General features: G+C 40.9%; 17 protein-coding genes, 2 pseudogenes and 1 other annotated feature. Of the genes and pseudogenes, 7 read left to right on the forward strand and 12 right to left on the reverse strand.

Annotated elements, in window-relative coordinates:
* The first annotated feature begins 161 nt into the window (after nt 1–161).
* The 4 genes and pseudogenes from M1D81_RS16605 to M1D81_RS16620 all read left to right on the forward strand — a co-directional run.
* Entirely contained in the window at nt 162–1,145 is a 984-nt protein-coding gene (locus tag M1D81_RS16605) for a YncE family protein (RefSeq protein ID WP_456266307.1), read from the forward strand.
* Complete coding sequence (locus tag M1D81_RS16610) at nt 1,142–1,828, forward strand: response regulator transcription factor (RefSeq protein WP_456266306.1); 687 nt, start codon at nt 1,142–1,144, stop codon at nt 1,826–1,828. The genes M1D81_RS16605 and M1D81_RS16610 overlap by 4 nt, the downstream gene beginning before the upstream one ends.
* On the forward strand, nt 1,825–3,240 hold the full coding sequence (locus M1D81_RS16615; RefSeq protein WP_456266305.1) for a HAMP domain-containing sensor histidine kinase: 1,416 nt from the start codon (nt 1,825–1,827) through the stop codon (nt 3,238–3,240). The genes M1D81_RS16610 and M1D81_RS16615 overlap by 4 nt, the downstream gene beginning before the upstream one ends.
* 126 nt (nt 3,241–3,366) lie before the next feature.
* A pseudogene (locus M1D81_RS16620) lies at nt 3,367–3,910 on the forward strand (glycosyltransferase); the annotation flags it as partial.
* Nucleotides 3,911–3,969: 59 nt separating this feature from the next.
* On the opposite strand, the gene M1D81_RS16625 reads toward M1D81_RS16620, so the two are convergent.
* Both M1D81_RS16625 and M1D81_RS16630 read right to left on the reverse strand, forming a co-directional pair.
* A complete protein-coding gene (locus M1D81_RS16625) occupies nt 3,970–5,319 on the reverse strand; it encodes an amino acid permease (protein ID WP_456266304.1) in 1,350 nt (449 codons plus the stop codon).
* Between the two features lie 76 nt (nt 5,320–5,395).
* Nucleotides 5,396–5,621, reverse strand: a binding site (T-box leader).
* 89 nt (nt 5,622–5,710) lie between these two features.
* Nucleotides 5,711–6,385: an NAD(P)H-dependent oxidoreductase gene (locus M1D81_RS16630; RefSeq protein ID WP_456266303.1), complete on the reverse strand. Its 675-nt coding sequence runs from the start codon at nt 6,383–6,385 to the stop codon at nt 5,711–5,713.
* A gap of 227 nt (nt 6,386–6,612) precedes the next feature.
* Here M1D81_RS16630 and M1D81_RS16635 point away from each other — a divergent pair, with 227 nt between their 5' ends.
* Entirely contained in the window at nt 6,613–6,978 is a 366-nt protein-coding gene (locus M1D81_RS16635; protein ID WP_456266302.1) for a winged helix-turn-helix transcriptional regulator, read from the forward strand.
* Nucleotides 6,979–6,988: 10 nt separating this feature from the next.
* Here the strand turns inward: M1D81_RS16635 and M1D81_RS16640 are convergent, their stop codons facing one another.
* The 3 genes from M1D81_RS16640 to ctpB form a co-directional block, all read right to left on the reverse strand.
* Nucleotides 6,989–8,176, reverse strand: a complete 1,188-nt coding sequence (locus M1D81_RS16640; protein WP_456266301.1) for a PDZ domain-containing protein — start codon at nt 8,174–8,176, stop codon at nt 6,989–6,991.
* 68 nt (nt 8,177–8,244) lie between these two features.
* Nucleotides 8,245–8,598 (reverse strand): swarming motility protein SwrAA, encoded by a 354-nt coding sequence (locus M1D81_RS16645; protein ID WP_007500014.1) that lies wholly within the window; start codon nt 8,596–8,598, stop codon nt 8,245–8,247.
* Nucleotides 8,599–8,942: 344 nt separating this feature from the next.
* Entirely contained in the window at nt 8,943–10,391 is a 1,449-nt protein-coding gene (gene ctpB / locus M1D81_RS16650) for a carboxy-terminal processing protease CtpB (RefSeq protein WP_456266300.1), read from the reverse strand.
* 153 nt (nt 10,392–10,544) lie between these two features.
* On the opposite strand from ctpB, the gene M1D81_RS16655 reads away from it, so the two are divergent.
* The gene (locus M1D81_RS16655) at nt 10,545–11,285 is read left to right on the forward strand and encodes a sulfite exporter TauE/SafE family protein (RefSeq protein ID WP_024423598.1); all 741 of its coding nucleotides are present in this window, start codon (nt 10,545–10,547) and stop codon (nt 11,283–11,285) included.
* Nucleotides 11,286–11,337: 52 nt separating this feature from the next.
* Here M1D81_RS16655 and M1D81_RS16660 read toward each other — a convergent pair whose 3' ends face one another.
* The 5 genes from M1D81_RS16660 to M1D81_RS16680 form a co-directional block, all read right to left on the reverse strand.
* Nucleotides 11,338–12,600: a murein hydrolase activator EnvC family protein gene (locus M1D81_RS16660; protein ID WP_456266299.1), complete on the reverse strand. Its 1,263-nt coding sequence runs from the start codon at nt 12,598–12,600 to the stop codon at nt 11,338–11,340.
* A 110-nt stretch (nt 12,601–12,710) separates the two neighbouring features.
* On the reverse strand, nt 12,711–13,601 hold the full coding sequence (ftsX, locus tag M1D81_RS16665) for a permease-like cell division protein FtsX (RefSeq protein ID WP_456266298.1): 891 nt from the start codon (nt 13,599–13,601) through the stop codon (nt 12,711–12,713).
* On the reverse strand, nt 13,594–14,280 hold the full coding sequence (gene ftsE / locus M1D81_RS16670; RefSeq protein WP_024423601.1) for a cell division ATP-binding protein FtsE: 687 nt from the start codon (nt 14,278–14,280) through the stop codon (nt 13,594–13,596). The genes ftsX and ftsE overlap by 8 nt, the downstream gene beginning before the upstream one ends.
* Nucleotides 14,281–14,660: 380 nt before the next feature.
* Nucleotides 14,661–14,990, reverse strand: coding sequence for a cytochrome c551 (cccB, locus tag M1D81_RS16675; RefSeq protein ID WP_456266297.1), 330 nt, complete (start codon nt 14,988–14,990; stop codon nt 14,661–14,663).
* A gap of 48 nt (nt 14,991–15,038) precedes the next feature.
* Nucleotides 15,039–15,887, reverse strand: a complete 849-nt coding sequence (locus M1D81_RS16680; RefSeq protein ID WP_024426245.1) for a YitT family protein — start codon at nt 15,885–15,887, stop codon at nt 15,039–15,041.
* A gap of 188 nt (nt 15,888–16,075) precedes the next feature.
* On the opposite strand from M1D81_RS16680, the gene M1D81_RS16685 reads away from it, so the two are divergent.
* On the forward strand, nt 16,076–16,816 hold the full coding sequence (locus M1D81_RS16685) for an alpha/beta family hydrolase (protein WP_456266296.1): 741 nt from the start codon (nt 16,076–16,078) through the stop codon (nt 16,814–16,816).
* Nucleotides 16,817–16,830: 14 nt separating this feature from the next.
* Here M1D81_RS16685 and M1D81_RS16690 read toward each other — a convergent pair.
* Together M1D81_RS16690 and prfB are read right to left on the reverse strand one after the other, a co-directional pair.
* Nucleotides 16,831–18,623 (reverse strand): annotated as a pseudogene (locus M1D81_RS16690) (M3 family oligoendopeptidase).
* Nucleotides 18,624–18,747: 124 nt separating this feature from the next.
* A protein-coding gene (prfB, locus tag M1D81_RS16695) for a peptide chain release factor 2 (protein ID WP_098677688.1) occupies nt 18,748–19,849 on the reverse strand; the annotation gives its coding sequence in 2 pieces (ribosomal slippage) (nt 18,748–19,776 and nt 19,778–19,849; 1,101 coding nt in all).
* Nucleotides 19,850–19,875 lie beyond the last annotated feature (26 nt).

Below are 19,875 nucleotides of genomic sequence, written 5' to 3' on the forward strand. Positions count from 1 at the left end.
AAAATGGCATATGACCAGAGAAAAAAGGAACTTGAGGTACAAATGGTCTCCCTCACTTACCTAAAAGCTTTTTTTCATTCTTTCAGCATAGATAACTTCAATTTTTTTTCACAATTTTTGTGGTATGATTTTGAAAATAGAGAACGCAAAGGAGAGGAAGAATGGAACGTGTGAAATATGTTTTGATCTGTTTATCAGCTCTACTTTTATTCCTGACAGGCTGTGGAAAAGAGCAGCAATTTACGCCGCCAGGCAGCTCTCAATCCATCGCTGTCATCTCTCAATTAAAAAAAGCCTCCTTTTCAATAGTTGATATACAAAAAAATAAAATGCTCACTTCTGTGGATTTAAAGCACCCACTTACTGATCTTATTCAAATCAATAAAGACGTCATCATCGCTACAAGTAAAGAGGGAGAATCCCTTATCGAAATTAATTTAAAAAACGGAACAGCAACAGATTATATGGATGTGGATAAAGGACTGACTTCCCTTACATATGATGCAGCTTCTCATACATTAATCGCTGCCAACTCACAGAAAAATGTCGTTTATTTTATTGATACGGAGCGCAAAAAAATAAAATCGACTGTGAAAACCGGAAAATTACCTTCTTCTATGACTCTTTCTTCATCAGGTATTTTATTTGTTTTAAATGCAGAAAGTCATACTGTCTCCGTCATAGATATTGAAAAGGAAAAAAACATACGTACGTTTTCTGTACTTGAACGGCCTTCTGGGATTCATTTTGATGGACAGTTCATTTGGATCGGCGGCCATGGTAAACAAGGCACATTAAATAAGAGTATTTTTGCTTATGACCCTAAAACTGGCAAAAAACAGCGAGAAATAAAGCTAGGCGTTATGCCTGTTGCATTTTTTCCAGAGAAAAATTCTTCTACTTTATATGTACTATGTCATGGAGATCATACGCTATACAAAGTAAATACCAAAACAAATAAACAGCTTGCTTCTATTGAAACTGGTCAAAATCCGAATTATATCACCGCTGATACGACATCAATTTATGTGAGTAACTTGGATGACAACTCAGTATCTGTCATCGATAAACACTCACTTATCATGAAAAATCAACTGAATGTCCCATCAGGACCTTATGCTATCGTGTTGGAGGAAAAGAAATGAAGGAACAAATGCGTATTTTAATCGTAGATGATGAGCTTGATATGCTTGAGTTAATCGGGTCTTTTTTAAAGAGACATGGCTTTCACATTATCACTGCGAATAATGGAAAAGATGCCTTGCATCAGCTTGAAAAGGAATCTGCTGACCTTGTTGTATTAGATATCATGATGCCTGACATGGATGGATTTGAAGTTTGTCAGCGTATTCGACAAACATCTCAAATACCGATTTTATTTTTAACAGCGAGGAGTTATGAAGAGGACCGAATTAGAGGACTTGAAATTGGAGCGGATGACTACATCATGAAGCCTTTCAGTCTGCGTGAGCTTGCAGCAAGAATCGAAACCACTCTGAGACGAATTAGAGGTCTTTCGCTAAAGCGCAGCCGAATACAGATTGGTGACATGGAGATTGATCAAGATGGCAGACAAGTTTACCTCCATCAACAGCCCGTTAATTTAACAAGAAGAGAATTTGATTTACTCATGTTTCTTTTGCTCAACCAAGGACAAGTGTTTTCTCGAGAACACCTTTATCAAAAATTGTGGGAATCACATTCAGTGAGCGGCTCTTTAAGAACAGTCGATACACATATCAAAACGCTGCGACTGAAGTTAAAGGAAGCAGAACGATATATTAAAACCGTTTGGGGTGTCGGCTATAAGTTTGAGGAGGAAGAATGAAGCCATTATCGATTAAAAAGAAAGTACTCTTCTTCATTCTTGCAGTGATCGGAATCGTTGCAGCCTCAGCGCTTGCCCTTACCTTTTACTTATACCAGCATTTATATATTGATAAACAGATCGATTCCTTAAGTTTGCAAGGTAAGAAGCTGGCAGAAATCTATCACACACACGGGAAAGACAAGTATTTTACCGACAGAATGAAATGGGCAAATGACTCAAGTCAGGCGAACGTTATTTTTACAGATGATCCAATGGAGCTTTCAAGTGGTCTTCCTTTTGATACGAACACAAATGATAATCTCATTACGTTCAAGGAACGCCAAAAGCTCCTTCAAGGTGAAACCGTCGTGTTAATTAGAGAACACCCACAGTTTCACCAAGATATTCTTGGCATCGCCATCCCTGTTTTCTCAAGCAATGATGATCTATCGGGAACTATTTTCCTTTCCATGCCCTTATCAGATGTATATGAACCCTTTGTCCAAATTAGATTGACACTTGGCATATCCATCTTAATGATTCTGCTCCTGATATTCGTGATCGGATATAAGAGCTCCAATAAAGTAGTGCAGACAATTAATAAAATGAAAGAAATTGCAATGGAAATGGAATCTGGTGATTTCTCAAAGCGAATGGCCGTAACCAAAAAAGGAGATGAGTTAAACCAGCTCAGCCGCTCCTTTAATAAACTATCTTCAACCCTCGAAAAAGTTGAACAGCACCGCAGGGAATTTCTTGCGAATGTTTCTCACGAACTTAGAACGCCTTTAAGTTATATGAAAGGCTATGCAGAAGGAATTGAAGAAGGGATCATTGATCAAAAAAAAGGAATGCAAATCATCCAAGATGAGGCCACACGTTTAAGCCGGCTTGTGCATGATCTTTTAGATCTTGCACAGTTAGAAGGTGACTCTTATCCACTTACGATGGAGCCAATCGTCTTTGCACAGCTCATCCACGATGTTCTTGATCAAATGGCATTCATCGCTGACAAAAAAAGCATTACTTTCAAACGAACGCTTGAAGAGGATTGTATTGTTTATGGTGATAGCGATCGTCTCCAACAAGTGATACGTAATTTACTGGACAATGCCATTCATTACACACCATCTGGGAAATCAATATCGATTGAATTACAAGTTCACCACGGTGTTGCTGAATTGAAAGTGACCGACGAAGGCAGCGGTATTCCACAAGAAGATCTTCCGCATGTTTCTAAGCGATTTTATCGTGTAAATAAAGCACGAACAAGAAAAGATGGCGGCTCTGGCCTTGGACTAGCCATTGTCTATCAAATCATCAAAAAACATCATGGGACATTCGACATTCAATCTGAACCTGGCTCTGGTACGACAGCCATCATTCAACTTCCCAATGCTCCATTCAATGAGAGCTCACCTACTCTATAGCTGCTCACATATTTTACTCTCATTGGACTCACTACTTTATCTGATAAATTCAGATCCATAGGACTTTCTACAACTTGAACAGCTCTTTTCAACGGAACTTTTTTCACAAAGCTCAAAGCGCTTCCCTTTTCTATCGTTTTACGTCAAATCACTGAAGTAGATATCCCAATCGACACTGGTGACTTCAGGTTAATGGATGTAGAGTGTGCCATGAGAGGAGAAAAATACGAGAAAAAAATCCATTTGTTCGCGGCCTAGTCAGCTGGGTAGGTTTCAAACAAATTGCAGTAGAGTACGTTCGAGATGAACGTCTAGCAGGAGAAACAAAATACCCGCTCAAAAAGATGCTCAAGCTCTCGATGGATGGAATCACTTCCTTTTCCTATAAACCTTTGAGGCTAGCAAGTATAGCAGGAATTGCCCTTTCCGCTATCGGATTCATTTCAATGTTTCTTGTACTTTACTTAAAGCTTTTTACAAACAGCACTATTACAAGATGGAGTTCATTAATTGTCATACAGCTGTTTTTTAGCGGCATCATCCTCTTTATGCTGGGAATGATTAGGGAATACATCGGCCGCATCTACGACGAGGCAAAAGATCGACCACTTACATCGCAAGAGAGAGTTACGGGCTTCAGTCAAAGCCACATCCTGTTCATTTCAAGTAATACAAACAGCATTAAAAAAGCGTGTGAGACCTCTTTAAAGGTCCCGCACGCTTTTTGTATTAAGCGGCTGTTTCAAACCGCTTTCTGTTGATGAAGAAAGAAAGAGTAATCATCAGATAAATGCCCATTGTGACCATCGTTTGGACAATTGGAGTTGTTGACACAACGCCGATGAAAATGGCAATGATCGCAATCACAGAAAACCATGTTGTGAAAGGATACAGCTTCACGCGATATCCTCCTGGTTCTGCTACACTTCGAGACTTTAAATGCCCGACAGCAATAATAAACCAGATGAATAAGACCGTATAGCTTAAAGATCCCATTAAATAATTAAAGGTTTGACTTCCTACAAAAAGAGAAATCAATACAGCGGCATACAATGTAGATGTACACACTAGGATCGCTCGAACAGGCACCTGCTGTTTTGATAGCTTTGAGAAGCCCTTCCATACACGCCCATCCATCGCTTGCGTATAAAGTACCCTTGAGGATGCGTACAGCCCAGAGTTCATAGAAGACAAGATCGCTAGTAAAATGATACCGTTCATAATGTCACTTGCATATGGCACGCCAATCGTTGCAAACACGGTGACGAATGGACTCACTTGCTCATTGTTTACTTGATTCCAAGGAATCAAGCTGACGATGATGAAGAACGGCAGTACATAGAAACCGATGATTCGTACAAATGTACTTTGAATGGCCTTTGGGATGACTTTTTCAGGGTTTTTTGTTTCTGCTAATGTGACCCCGATCATTTCAGTCCCGCCATATGAGTACACCACAACAAGCATGGCCGCAATTAAGCCGCCTGTTCCATTCGGGAAAAATCCTCCGTGGCCGGTTAAGTTGGATAATCCCGGTGCTGCATGCTGACCAAATGAGACAAACAGCATGGTGAACCCAATGATAATAAATAAAAGAATGACTGCAATTTTAATAGAAGCTAACCAGTACTCCGTCTCAGCAAACATTTTAACGGAACACACATTGATCAATGTCACAACAAGTGAAATGATTAACACAAGTATCGAAATCGGCACTTGTGGGAACCAGTACTGAATAAAGATCGCAGATACGATTGCTTCTGCTGCAATGTTCAGCACCCACATTTTCCAGTATATCCAGTCTAAGAAATAAGCCGGATATTTGCCTAACACCGGTTCAATTAAATCACGGAATGTTCTTGCGCCAGGTCGTGCAACCGTCATTTCGGCAAGTCCTTGCATAATAAATAATAAAATAAGACCACCAATCATATATGCCAAAATGACTGCAGGACCTGCGATATCAATAGCAGAGCTGCTTCCTTTAAACAGACCAGCACCAATTGCACCGCCAAGTGCGAGCATCATAATATGCCTTGACGTCATTGTTCGTTTTAACTGCACATGTTCCTTTTCCATTTTCTATAGCTCCTTTAAATTCGAATCTTCAGACAAATATAGGATAAAAGCATATAAAAAAGGCCAGTCATCTCCTTGAAGAGACGACTGACCTTGCAACCGCGTTACCACTCTAATTGATTCAGCCATAGCTGAATCCAACTTAAAACCCGTTAACGGAGGTCACACGTAAAGACTTACTATTCATTCAGTCTTACCGCTCTTTGAGCGAGTTCAATGATTCGTTTTACTGCGTTGCACCAACCCGCAGCTCTCTTAAAAAAACGGATATTCATCTACTATTCTCAAGTCAAAGCGTTTATAGTCAATTTGTATATTCATCAAAGATTTTATTTTTTAAATATACTGACTAACCACGCAATTGTCAACATCCTTTTTCAGACATTCTCTTTTAACGAATCCAAACAGCTACTTCATCCATCGGACGTCGCGTTTTGCCGCGCTTCGGCTCGGTGACACGATAACCAAAGGCCGCCATGACAGAAATATCATACTGACCATCCTCAAGCAGCCCTTCTTCATCTAGAATGCGATGAATCTCATCGTAGCTGAATCCTTCGACTGGACATGAATCAATGCCAATTTGTGCAGCGGCTGTCATCATGTTTCCAAGGGCAATATACGTTTGTTTTGAAGCCCAATCAAAGAGCGTACGTTCATTTTCTAATAAATGAAGATCATTCTCTTGGAATTCTTTGTAGCGTCCCTTCACCATCTCGAACGTTTCGTCTGACATTCCTTTGATTTGTTTGTTGATGTATTCTGCATATGCTGAATCATAACGGGCGTCTGTTCTTGCCAAGATAATCACAAAATGACTGGCAGTAGGAAGCTGCTTTTGCGCTCCCCATGTATACTCTTTTAATTTTTCTCTAAATGCTTCATTTTGAACAACGAGGAACTTCCAAGGCTCAAACCCTACAGAGCTTGGGGAAAGTCTTCCTGTTTCTAAAATAAACGCAAAATCATCCTCTGATATTTTTTTCGTTGGATCAAACTCTTTTGTCGCATGGCGGAACTCATACGCCTCAATGATTTCCTTTTTTAATTGCTCTTTGTCTCGCATTGTATTCATCCTTTCTATTTACCAATTAGGGTGTGTGTTTCATCAATCCAATTTCTTTCCATTCCCATATAGAAATTGTTATGATAAAAAAACAACAGCCCGAATGTGTGATGTGATATCTCTATGGTATAAGAAAAGCTTCGAGTGATTCAAGTACGCACATTTTTGTTCGTTAGTTACCATCTTGTTCGTGTATCACCAAATTTGTCTTAGAAAGGAGTGTTAAGATGAGTGCACCATCCAATCCAGTCAGTATTGTCAATCATGGCTGTCCCGTTTCAGTGACGACAAGTGTCATCGGAGGGAAATGGAAAGGAGTGATCCTTTATCATTTGACTTGCGGACCAAAACGCTACAATGAATTGCGCCGGCTGCTGCCAAGAATTTCTCAGCGTGTCCTCACACTGCAATTGCGTGAGCTTGAACAAGACGGCGTTGTTCATAGAGAAGTCTATGAGGAGATCCCCCCTCGTGTCGAATATTCACTCACTTCTCTCGGAGATACATTAAAGCCTATCATCTTCGCCATGCGGGAATGGGGCGAATCCTATGGGAAAGAAGCGCGCCCAAAAGAAAAAAGCTGCCATCTCTAGCAGCTTTTTTTTAAGATGAAATTGCCGTTGGCTCTTGCTGTGGATCATCCTTCACAAACAGGATGCCAAGCTGATGATGCTCCCCTTCGTAAGAAGCACGTTTCTCAAATCTTGTCTGACCATTTAAGCCAATGATCTCGAGCTTTGTTAGAGCACGATTGGTTTGAAGGGCTTCATAAAATTCCGACACGGTTTTGACTTCAATTCCATTCACTTTTGTGATGATTTCTCCGATCTCAAGCTTTAAATCAGCCGCTGGTGTATTTGGAATAATCCCCAGCACCATCAGCCCTTGATTACGCTTAGAGAAGTAGAACGGGGCAGCATTGTCATTGACCCTCTGTTTCCATGAGAGAAAGGCTCTTCCTATCACCGCAATCAATACAGCTCCCCAAGCAATCGGTTCAAACCAAATACTTGCAGCACCTAATAAGGCGACAGCGAGTCCTAGCATAAGAATACGCCGCGCTGTAATTTGAATACTAACAATTGGCAGTGAGCCTTGAATTCTCTGACCGAATCCGATGATATATGGAATCAAAATAAATGAAAAGCTTTGATCATGCACTTGAAGCACCGGCCACCATGGCAGAGAAGAAGTGAATTCACCTGCCGGCATCAGCAAAACAAGCGGTAAAAGCCACAGACGGTTTGCCCGCTGCTGACCAATTAAAAGTCCTCTCGCACTCATCACCATTGCAGGCGATGTACGTAAATGCGCCGTTCGATAGGCTAGAATCCCCTCGGTCATTAATAGAAGTCCTAGCAGAATGACAACGGCTGATGCATTCATCATTGAGAGCTGCGGCAGCCAAGATTGACTCACTTGGAAATGCATCAGTCCAAGTGCCGCAATAAAACTGAAACCGAGTGTGTATGCAGACGAAAGCGCACTCGCCTTAAAGAATAAAGAGAAAACGATGGTCATCGCTGCAATCAGCACGATGAATCCAGGGGGGAGGGCAATCCCTAAGCCTACTGAAATAACGGATAGGCAAATCCCTAGAATCCAACCCTTTGAATATGTAAATTTAAGTTCATCGTATACATCTTCTATTCTTGTTTGAAACGCTTTTCTCTCCCGCTTTACGCGGATGTAGCCATGCAATAGGCTGATTAATATCATGAAATAAAAAAGAGGATGGATTAAAAACAGACCGACCGCTTTTAATCCGGCTCCCATCCACTCCGAGCTCATTATCGTTCACCGCCCAAGTCAAGCATTTTCTCTTATTCTATCAAATAAATCGATGCTTGACATCAGGTTTATTTCTCCTGATTCATCCAAAGTGTGACATTCGACAGTGAAAAATCTTTTAAGTAATGATTGACATCTACATCTAGTATGCCGCCGAGCAGCTGCATCGACCTCTTGATGTCGGTTAAGTTTATACCAAGTCTCTTATGATTATCCATTAAATAATTGAAGTATATCTCAGCACAGTCTTCATCGATTTCGTCGACTGATTCTACCGTTGTGTAATTGACCAAGTACCTGCTTAACAGCATGAGCAGACTTAATGCCTTTGTAGCGGAAAACGTCACATCTTTCGTACGACTCTTAAGTTCCTCTACCAACTCGTAATATTTTTTCTCTCTCACAATACTTGCCCTTTTCAATTGTGTACCCCCATTTACTAGTTCTTTTAAGAAAAGCGCAAACCTCGGTACAGCTTAATGCTCAAGCTGAATATCCGCAAAAAATAAAATATTTAAAATGAGTGCTACTTTTTATTGTAAGAATTATTTATGTAACATACAACTTTCAAAAGTTTCATTTTCATGACATGTTTAAATCAACAGAAAGTCTCTTATATACATATGTTATCGGGTAAAATTGAAGGAATGTTATGTTTTTTGTAAAATAAATGAATATATTTCTCGATATAATTTATTTTTAATCATAAATTATTACATCTTCATGACACTTATGAACCAAAAAAAAGAGGCTATTATTCGCCTCTTTATTTTTTAAGATATAGTGCTTTTAGTGCAGTCTGTAATTGAAGGTCATTTTTTTCGTAAGATTTCACTTCATCCACCATGTTGTTCATCATTTCCGCTGTTTTCAAATCAATGACACCTGATTTATCGAGATTGTATGTGCTTTGGAAGGCAAGTACGGCCTTTTTCGTTTCTTCATCAAAGTATCCATCTACTCTGCCAGGGTCAAATGACAGTCCCTTTAACAGCGTCTGCGCTTGTCTTACTTCTTCATTGTTCATATCAAGCTGAAGCGGTTCTTTCAGCTGAAGCGGACCTGCGGTAAAGTAATCCGGCTGATGAATCGCAATTGTCGGTACGACGCCTTTTTTGTGAATCCAATTGCCTTTTGGCGTGAGCCATTTATACAGCGTTAATTTAATATTACTTCCATCTCCCATCGGAACCGCCTGCTGCACAGTTCCTTTTCCAAAGGAGACATCACCGACAACTTCATACTTTCCAGCTTCTTTCATGGCTCCAGCAAGTATTTCCGAAGCGGAAGCACTGCCTTTATCAATTAAGACGTTGACTGGGTAAGGCTTTTGTTCTTTCAGTTTTGAAAAATATCGTTTCCGGTCGCCATTCCGTTCTGCGATTTGAATATAGGGCTGATCCTTCGTAATAAAATGTTTCAAAATATCTTCCACACTTTGCAGATAGCCGCCAGGGTTTCCTCTCACATCCAGTACAAGACCTTCTATGCCCTTTTTCTCGAGCTGTTTCAGGCTTGACGTGAAATCCTTCGCCGTATCTTCAGAGAAGCTGGAGATCGCAATATAGCCTGTTTTATGACCATTGACCTCTTTTACAGAGGAAGTCACTGTTTCAAGCGGGATTTCTTCTCGTTTGATATGGAACGTCAGCTCTTTTTCAATCCCGTTTCGTTTGATTGTTAAGGCGACAGACGTTCCTTTTTTTCCTCTTATTTTCAGTACAGCATCGTTTAAGCTTTTTTCTTTCATCGGTTCACCGTCAATGCTGATGACCTCATCTTTTGGCTTTAGACCTGCTTTTGCCGCAGGGGATTTTTTAAAGGCGGAGACGATAATGATCTTTCCTTCATCCATCCCCACTTCTGCCCCAATTCCCTCAAAGGAAGAATCAAGCGAATCAGAAAATTGCTTTGCGGTCTGCTTGTCCATGTATACTGAATACGGATCGTTTAACGTCGAAAGCATTCCTTGGATCGCGCCTTCAAGCAGCTTTTGCCGATCCACTTCCTCTACATATTCATTTGAAATAAGGTCATAGGCTTTCTCAATCTTTTCCATCCCATTCTCTTTCGCCTTATCACTTGATTGAGCTTGTCCAGCCATTGCAGCGGCTGCTTGCGGTGACTCCGCATGAGTTCCCTCTTTATGCGTCATCACACCCGCACTTATTAAGAGAACGACACTTGCCATAATAGATGCGATTTGTTTTTTCATATTCGGCCTCCTTCTTCAACTCTTCCTGATGACCTGAGTTATTATATGCCAGAAGAAGGGATTTCATGTAAAGACATTCTCCCGTGAAGGCTTGACGAATCATTTTATTAGGTGTAATTTTTATTTTGTTATGATTGAGAAGGAGTCTTCGCTATGTATATTATCTTGACGATGCTTTTATTAGGAATTTTATTAGGTTTTGTAGGAGCAGGCGGGGCCGGATTTGTCATCGCATTGCTTACATTAATTTTTGATATCCCTATTCATACCGCACTCGGGACGTCATTAGCCGCTATGGCATTTACGACATTATCAGGTGCATACAGCCACTACCGGGAAGGGAACATTCAGCTGAAATCTGGTTTGATTGTCGGGGCTCTGGCTTGTATCGCTTCTTTTGCTGGGGCTAAGGTTGCTCCTTTTATTCCAGAAGAGAGTCTGCACTATTTAACAGCAGGGATGCTTTTTTTATCCGCTGTTTTTATGATGATCAAACTATTTGTTCTTAATGAAGAGGCTGAACAGCAGCCGCTTTCTTCACGTCAGCTGATGACAAGAGGCATTATTTTAGGCCTTGTGTCTGGGATGCTTTCAGGTATGTTTGGTATCGGGTCTGCACCATTCATTCAAGTAGGACTTTTGATTTTACTGAAGCTGTCGATTAGACAAGCCGTTGGCACGACCATGCTTGTCATTATTCCGATTTCCATCGGCGGCGGAATTGGATATATTTCAGAGGGCTATGTTGATTTTATCTTGCTGATCCAAATATTAATTGGAACGGTATTAGGCGCATTTATCGGCGCGAAATTCACACGCCTTGCACCGAAGCTCTTATTGAAATCAGCTGTTTTGTTAACACCTATTATTGCCGGATTACTGCTGCTGTTTTAATTCTATCTAGACCAAAAAAGCCGATAACATCATCATGTTATCGGCTTTTTGATTAGCGGATATATTGCGCTGGATCGACTGCATTTGATTTCGCGCCATTCCATAATCCTTTATGAACTTCAAAATGAAGATGCTGACCATGTGATTGGCCGGTATTCCCCATATAGCCAAGGAATTGTCCTTGTTCAACTCTCTGTCCTGTCGACACACTTCTTGTAGACAGATGGGCATATACAGTTTGATACGTCTGTCCATTGATATTGTGCGTAATGAACACAACATTTCCATAGCTTGATGAGTAGCTTGAGTTTGTGACGGTTCCAGATGCTGCTGCATAGACAGGAACTGTGCCCTTTGCTGCAATATCTAATCCGAAGTGGTTTCCGCCAGAACGTCCGCCAAAGCCAGATGAGAAACGCCCTGCAGCTGGTTTAATAAAGCCTGAGCTGCTTGCTGGTGTATCAGATACTTGATCTGAGCCGCCGCTGTGAGATGCAGGTGTATTTTTTTCAGCAGCTTGCTTTGCTTTCTTCGCTTCTTCCTTTTGTCGGTGTGCTTCCTCAGATTTCACAGCCGCTTTTTGATTCGCTAGGATTTCTTGTTCATTCTCAAGCTTGCCTAGTTCATCATGTGCATGATTTTTTTTATCTGTCACATCACCTAAAATGTGTTCTTTTTCTTTGTGTTTCTTAGATAAATCTTTTTTCAGTGCTTCTAGCTCTTTCAGAGATGTTTCAAGTCCGCTTAGCTGATTATTTAGCTCTGCTTCTTTTTGCTCCACCAGCTTTAAATCATTTTCATGTTCTGTAATCATGTCTTTGTCTGCTTCGACAATCGTTGTGACAGCCCCAACACGACCGACAAAATCACTAAAGCTGCGAGCACCTAGCAGCACATCTAAATAGTTGATCGTACCGCCGCTTTTTTGCATTGAACGAATTCGGTCTTTGAAAATGGCTTTTCTTTTTTCAATTCGCTCATTGATGACTTGAATGTCTTTTTTTAGCTTCTTGATCTCTTGCTTCGTTTTTTTAACTTCTTTCTCTTTTTCAGCGACTTTTTCAGTTGCAGTACTTACCTTTTGGTCAATTTGTTCAATTTCTTTCTTGAGCTTTGATTCTTTCTTTTCAAGCTTTGCCAGCTCTGACTTCTTCTTCTTCAAGCTTGATTCAGTCTTCGATGTTTTCTCTTCGATTTGTTGACGTTTTTGATCTAGGTCTTCGTATGCGAATGCACGATTCTCGTTCCCTGGAATGTATAGCCACGTTGTTCCAATAAACGCTGCCATTCCAGCCATCATCAGCTTTCTTTTCAAAACGATATTCCCCTCCCATGACAACTGTCGACATGAAGAGCCGACCGGATGAATCGGATCAACCGGTCACATCTTCTATAGAATCTTCGAATGCTGCCATCAAAATATATTTATACTTTTAAGAATTTACGGATAGACGTTAAGCTTCCCCATACACCAATGATTGCACCGATCACTAGCAGGATCAGTGATACTTGATAGACAAACGGGTTGTATGGAAGCATTGAAATAAATGAGCCTTGTACTCTCGGTGCGACCCAGCCTACTGCATATTGATACGTGCCAAGCAATAGGGCAATTGGTATAATGGAACCAAATATACCAAGCAATAATCCTTCAATGAAGAATGGCCAGCGGATAAACCAGTTCGTTGCACCTACCAGCTTCATAATCTCAATTTCTTTACGTCTAGCAAAAATCGTAATTTTGATCGTATTGGAGATTAAGAACATAGCTGTAAATAACAGCCCAATAATGAGCACAATACCGACATTACGCGCTACTCCGACTACATTAAAGAGTCGGCTGACCTCTTCTTTTCCATAGGTTACTTTATATGTACCCTTTAGTTTTTCTAATTTCTTCGCTACTTTTGGTGTATCGTGAGGATCTGTTGTTTTCACAATAAACGCATCGTTTAATGGATTTTCTTGATCAACAAGCCCCATGGATTGTCCATTTTCTCCAAAGCTTTTAATCAGTGCTTTCAGTTCGTCATCCTTAGATGAGTACTTCACATCACTGATTTCAGGAATCTTTTCAATTTCTGCTTTTAATTCATCCTGCTGCTTTTGATTCGCCGTTAATTCGATTAATACTTTTACTTCTACTTCTTTTTCAGCGTTCGATGCCATGTTATTCAAGTTGAGCATAATCACAAGGAAAACCCCAACTAAAATCAATGTGACAGTAACCGCACTAATTGATGCAAATGTCATCCACGTGTTTCTTCCAAGTGAACGGAAGCTCTCACGTAAATGCCGCGAGAGAGTTTTAATCATAAATTCCGTACTCCCCTCTAGCTTCGTCACGCACAATCATTCCATCTTCGATTGCGATGACGCGTTTCTTCATGGTGTTTACAATTTCTTTGTTGTGTGTCGCCATAACCACTGTTGTTCCGCGGTTATTAATCTCTTCGAGCGTCTTCATGATTTCCCAAGAAGTATCTGGATCAAGGTTTCCTGTCGGCTCATCTGCAATGACGACCTCAGGGCTATTGACAATCGAGCGGGCAATAGACACACGCTGCTGTTCACCGCCGGACAGCTGGTCAGGAAATTGACGCGCTCTGTGCTTTAGCTGAACCAGATCGAGAACATCAAGCACTTTTTTCTTAATGATATGAGGCTGTTCACCAATCACTTCAAGAGCAAATGCTACATTCTCAAACACAGTAAGAGTTGGAAGTAGCTTGAAATCTTGGAATACTACGCCAATTTCTCTTCTTACGTAAGGAATTTCTTTTTCCTTCATTGAGCCTAAATCTTTGTTATTAATTAAGATTTGCCCTTTGGTTGGCTTCTCTTCACGATACATCATTTTGATGAAAGTGGATTTACCAGCACCACTGGGACCAACAACATACACAAACTCTCCCGGATGGATAGAGACATTGATTCCATTGATCGCCTTTACGCCATTAGGATAGATCTTGTAGACTTCCTTCATTTGAATCATGTAATCACCTAATCTTTTCTTATTCGCTGACTTACAGCTTATCATGATGTTTTGACACATCTCGTGAAAAACGTTATGTATGGTCACGCACATACCCTTCGATACTTACTAACAATTTATGTCCTTTTCATCCAAAAAGATGAAAAAATTGAATCGTCTAAATTTCAACAACTCCAATTATACGTCATGAATCGACGCAATGGTATTACATTTATATTTCAAAACTTATAAATAAAAGGTAAATAGAACAAGCAAAACCGAAAAACGTGCCTTTATACCCTTATTTTTTAAATAAAATTTAATATAATGCGTTTTCATACTATCCAAAAGTCTTTTTTTACATATAAAAAACAAAAAACCTTGTCGATTAGACAAAGGTTTTATTTTTTCTCTGCAAGCCATTTTGCTACTTCTTTTGCTTGCTTCTCATCTACCATACCGCTTGGCATAGAGCCTTTACCGTTTTGCGCAATATCTGCGATTTGGATTTCATTATATTTCTTCCCTACTTCTTTTAGGCTTGGTCCGCCTCCGCCAGATAGGTCTTTTCCATGACAGCCAATACAGTTTTGCTGATAGATCTCCTCACCACTGCTCACAGATGAAGCACTTTTGCTGCCTTCTTTGTCGCTGCTGCTTGAATTTCCTCCACAAGCCGCGAGAACAAGAAGCATTGCTGCAAATAGTATCGTTAATCCGCTTTTTTTCATCTATTTCCCTCCCTTACAATCATTTGGTCAACGCTATTATATCCTTGTTTAAGCCCTTTTAAAACCCTCACCAAGCACCTCTTTTGCATCCATCACAATGACAAATGCTGATGCATCGATTGCTTTCACGACTTGTTTCAACTTTGTGAATTGTGACTGCCCAACAACACACATCAAAATTGGGCGGTCATGATCGGTATATCCTCCGACTGCTGAGATCTTCGTCACACCGCGGTCAATTTGATCAAAAACCGCCTGTCTGACCTCATCTTCATGCCCTGTAATGATCATAGCCATTTTTGAATGACTGAAGCCAGCCTGTACCACATCAATCGTTTTACTAGAAATAAACACACCAATGACCGCGTACAGCCCTTCTTCAATTCCAAAGACCGTCATCGCAGCCAGAACAATCAACCCATCCATCATCGCTAAACAGGTGCCTAGCGTGAGTCCTGTGTACTTATTGATGATTTTGGCAGCGAGTGCCGTTCCACCCGTTGATCCATTCCCAAGGAACACGAGCCCTATTCCGATCCCAATGACCACTCCGCCAAAAATAGCCGCCAGCAGTGCTTCATGTGTGACAGGTGCAATATGTCTTGTGACAAACACCATGAAAGGTAAAAAAATCGAACCAACGAGTGTTTTCACTCCAAATGTACCGCCTAATAAATAAAAGCCAGCGATAAACAATGGAATATTGAGCCCCCATTGCACATAAGCCGCTTCAAAGCCGAATGACTGCATAATGGTACTAATGCCGCTCACACCGCCTGCTGCAATCTGATTCGGCAATAATAACGTATTAAATCCAATCGCCACGATGGCCGATCCGATTAAAATGAACAAATAATTTTTCACTTCGATCCAAAATTGTGAATGTCCCTGCTTCATGTCTTTCTTCCTCCGTTACTTCTGAATGCACACCTATTTTAAGCCCTCTTAATACGATTGTAAATAACAGCCAAATGCAGTGCTAATGGATTAATACTTTATCACACAGACGGATCAGCGCACTTGTCGTTGGCACTGAAGTAAATGATGGTATATTTAATATGTACATGAGAAAGAAGGGGCATGCGATGAGGAAAATACTGAAGATAACAGGTATGACATTACTTACACTGATCATCCTAGCTTTTGGTGCTTTCTATACATGGAGCCGCTTTACGTATGGACCATCAGAAGCATTAAAAAAACAGGTGAACATGGAGCAAGTGAAACATAAAAACAATGTTTATACATTTGAAGCACCAAAAAGTGATACTGGCATCATTCTCTATCCTGGGGCAAAGGTGGAACCACTTGCATATGCCTATATCGGAGATACGCTGATGAAAAAAGGCTACTCTGTCTTTATCCCTGACATGCCATTTTCCTTTGCGATCTTCAATCCAAACAAAGCGCAGGACATCATCAAAGATCACCAAACGATCAAACACTGGTATATTGGCGGGCATTCACTTGGCGGGGCGGCTGCCGCTATGTTTGCAGAAAAAAATCAGAGCAAGCTCGATGGACTCTTTTTCCTAGCATCTTATCCAGCATCAGATGGCCTGAAACAATCTTCATTGAAAGTACTTTCGATTTCAGGTGAAAAGGATGGGCTGGCCACACAAGAGAAAATCAAGAAATCGAAAGCAAATCTGCCGTCTCAAACTGTTTATCATGAAATAAAAGGCGGGAATCATGCGCAGTTTGGCATGTATGGCAAACAAAAAGGGGATCAGCCAGCGGACATTCCAGCCCTGTCGCAGCAAAATGATCTCATTCAGACAATGCTTGATTGGCTGCTGAAGCCAGTAAAAAAGCTCCCATCATAGGAGCTTTTCATTTTTTATTTTTTCGTCACTTCTAAAAATTCTTCAGCATCTGCTACAGCCAAACGAATGGCTTCTTCCCAAAATGCTTTTTGGGTAAGATCAACGCCTAGATGCTTTTCGGCTAAATCTTCTACTGTCATTGAAGCAGTATCCTTTAATAATGCAATGTATTTCTTTTCAAAAGATGTACCAGCCTGCAATGCTTTTGCATAAATCCCCAACGAGAACATGTATCCAAAGGTGTATGGGAAATTATAAAATGGAACATTCGTGATATGGAAATGCAGCTTAGACGCCCAGAAATGCGGATGGTATTCATCTAATGAGTCACCGAACGCTTCCTTCTGCGCTTCGACCATCAATTCATTCAACCGGTCAGCCGGCACTTCTCCTTGTTTACGCTCTTCATAAAAGCGCTGTTCAAATAAGAAACGAGATTGAATGTTCATGAAGAATGCTACACTGCGCTGCAGCTTATCCTCTAACAAGCTGAGCCGCTCCTCTTCATTTGCCGCTTCTTTTAATGAGGCATCAGCTACAATCATTTCTGCGAAGGTTGACGCTGTTTCAGCTACATTCATTGCGTATTTGCGATTCAGAATGCGAACATCCTGCATCACTTCCTGATGGAACGAATGACCAAGCTCATGCGCTAGTGTCGCCACATTGGATGGACTTCCTGAGAAGGTCATAAAAATGCGTGATTCTCCGCTGTCGGGGAATTTGTACAAAAGCCGCCTACCCGTTTGTTTGGACGATCCTCAGCTTCTACCCAGCGTTCGTTAAAGGCTTTTTCTGTAAAAGCAGCAAGCTCTTCTCCAAATCCAGCGAAATGTTTCACAATAAAAGCAGCTGCTTCTTGATTAGGATAGATTTTGGTCTCACTGCCGATTGGAGCCCCAACATCGAACCAGCTCAGCTTATCCACTCCAAGCATGTCAGCTTTTCGGTGTAAATAATCAATGAATGGCTGCTTATGTTCATCAATCACAGACCACATTGCATCAAGGGTTTCTTGTTTCATACGGCAAATTTCAAGCGGCTCTTTTAAAATGTGATCCCAGCCTCTTGCTTCATACACTTGCAAACGAAAACCAGCAAGGTGATTGAGTGTACTAGCAAATAAATGTTCATCCTGCTTCCATGCATGCTCTAGGTTGTGGTAAACGGCCTTTCTGACTTCACGATCTGAATCATCCATCGCATTTTCTGCTTGGCCTACAGAGATCATCTGCGTTTCACCATGCTGTTCAAACGGAATGGTAATTTTATTCACTAAGCTGGAATAAAGCTCATCCCATGCATGGTACCCATCTACAGCCAGCTTTTGAATCAGCGTTTCTTGTTCAACAGGTAATTGATCCTTCACACGGTCTCTCCGCTCATTTAATATGTAGCGGACATCTGAAAAGGCTGTTGAATTCATCAGTTCTTCCCACTTGTTTGCTGGGATAGCAGCAAGCGCTTGATCAAACAGTGCAAGGATGGTTCCTAAATCAGCTTCCAGCTTGGCAATCGTACCTCGAAGGCTGCCTGCTTTCATATCCTTCGTATTTTGAGCCTGGAGGCAGGTTACAAATGAACCTGCTTGAGATAATTTTTTATATGTAGTTTCATACGTGTCAAGGACAGACGTTAATTTGCTTTCAATGTGTGTATCTTCTTTTGAAAAGACATTCACCTTTTGTCGTAATTCATCTAATAGCTGCTGAATATGTTGCAGGTATGTCTTAAATTCTGGTGAAGAACTGCCTCCTTTAAAAAAGGTATCTAAATCCCACGTTTCTTGCAATGGTGTTAATCCCAAAATATTTCCCCCTTTATTTGCTAATTTCATCATACAAAGGATATAGAATCAGTATGTCGTATGTATTCCTTTATATTCATTATATTTTCTCACAATTAAAAAAACCCGGCAAGAAGCCGAGTTTTTATGATAATTTCGAACGCAGGTATGCATCGATAAATGAATCTAAATCTCCATCCATCACTGCTTGAACATTTCCCATCTCCGTATTGGTTCGATGGTCTTTCACAAGAGAATAAGGGTGGAATACATAAGAGCGGATTTGGCTTCCCCAGCCAATTTCTTTCTGCTCTCCTCTGATTTCATCCAATTCTGCCTGCTGTTCTTCGATCCGTTTTTGATAAAGTTTCGATTTTAGCATTTTCATCGCACGTTCTCTGTTTTTAATTTGTGATCTTTCTGTTTGGCACGTCACGACGACATTCGTTGGAATATGTGTGATACGAACGGCAGAGTCCGTCGTATTCACGTGCTGCCCGCCAGCTCCGCTTGCACGATACGTATCTACCTTGATATCCTCTGTCCGAATATCAATATCAATTTCTTCATTGAATTCCGGCATGACATCACAGGAAACGAAGGATGTATGTCTGCGGCCAGAAGAATCAAAAGGAGAAATACGAACCAAACGATGGACACCTTTTTCAGCTTTTAAGTAACCGTACGCGTTATGCCCTTTGATAAGTAAAGTCACAGACTTAATTCCTGCCTCATCACCTGGAAGGTAATCAAGCGTTTCGACCTTAAAGCCTCTGCGCTCCGCCCAGCGAGTGTACATTCGCAGAAGCATAGAACCCCAGTCCTGTGATTCAGTTCCGCCTGCACCTGGGTGAAGCTCCAGAATGGCATTGTTTTTATCATAAGGTTCGCTTAAAAGAAGCTGCAGCTCAAATTCGTTAAACTGCTTCGTTAAGTTCTTCAGCTCTTTTTCAAGCTCTGCATGAAGCTCCTCGTCATAATCTTCCTTTAATAAGTCATGCGTCATTTGCAGCTCTTCATGCGATTCACTGAGCTCATGGTAGGAATTCACAGAATCCTTCAATGCATTGGCTTCATTGATAACGCCTTGAGCTTTTTGCTGATCATTCCAAAAATCAGCCTCTGACATCGTCGCTTCAAGCTCTGCGATTTTGGCCTCTTTTGTTTCTAAGTCAAAGAGACCCCCTAAAATCAGCTAGCCTGCTAGCCATATTTTCAAGCTCTTGTCTAATTTCTACTAATTCCATATCCTTCACCTCATAGATGTATGGGG

It is taken from the genome of Bacillus sp. JZ105 (assembly GCF_053903125.1).

Coding starts and splice junctions, on each gene's coding strand:
- ftsX (WP_456266298.1), bottom strand. CDS start 13,601: ATGATTAAAACTCTCTCGCGGCATTTACGTGAGAGCTTCCGTTCACTT.
- M1D81_RS16635 (WP_456266302.1), top strand. CDS start 6,613: ATGAGTGCACCATCCAATCCAGTCAGTATTGTCAATCATGGCTGTCCC.
- M1D81_RS16640 (WP_456266301.1), bottom strand. CDS start 8,176: ATGAGCTCGGAGTGGATGGGAGCCGGATTAAAAGCGGTCGGTCTGTTT.
- ftsE (WP_024423601.1), bottom strand. CDS start 14,280: ATGATTCAAATGAAGGAAGTCTACAAGATCTATCCTAATGGCGTAAAG.
- M1D81_RS16685 (WP_456266296.1), top strand. CDS start 16,076: ATGAGGAAAATACTGAAGATAACAGGTATGACATTACTTACACTGATC.
- ctpB (WP_456266300.1), bottom strand. CDS start 10,391: ATGAAAAAACAAATCGCATCTATTATGGCAAGTGTCGTTCTCTTAATA.
- M1D81_RS16680 (WP_024426245.1), bottom strand. CDS start 15,887: ATGAAGCAGGGACATTCACAATTTTGGATCGAAGTGAAAAATTATTTG.
- M1D81_RS16605 (WP_456266307.1), top strand. CDS start 162: ATGGAACGTGTGAAATATGTTTTGATCTGTTTATCAGCTCTACTTTTA.
- M1D81_RS16615 (WP_456266305.1), top strand. CDS start 1,825: ATGAAGCCATTATCGATTAAAAAGAAAGTACTCTTCTTCATTCTTGCA.
- M1D81_RS16625 (WP_456266304.1), bottom strand. CDS start 5,319: ATGGAAAAGGAACATGTGCAGTTAAAACGAACAATGACGTCAAGGCAT.
- M1D81_RS16610 (WP_456266306.1), top strand. CDS start 1,142: ATGAAGGAACAAATGCGTATTTTAATCGTAGATGATGAGCTTGATATG.
- M1D81_RS16655 (WP_024423598.1), top strand. CDS start 10,545: ATGTATATTATCTTGACGATGCTTTTATTAGGAATTTTATTAGGTTTT.
- M1D81_RS16630 (WP_456266303.1), bottom strand. CDS start 6,385: ATGCGAGACAAAGAGCAATTAAAAAAGGAAATCATTGAGGCGTATGAG.
- cccB (WP_456266297.1), bottom strand. CDS start 14,990: ATGAAAAAAAGCGGATTAACGATACTATTTGCAGCAATGCTTCTTGTT.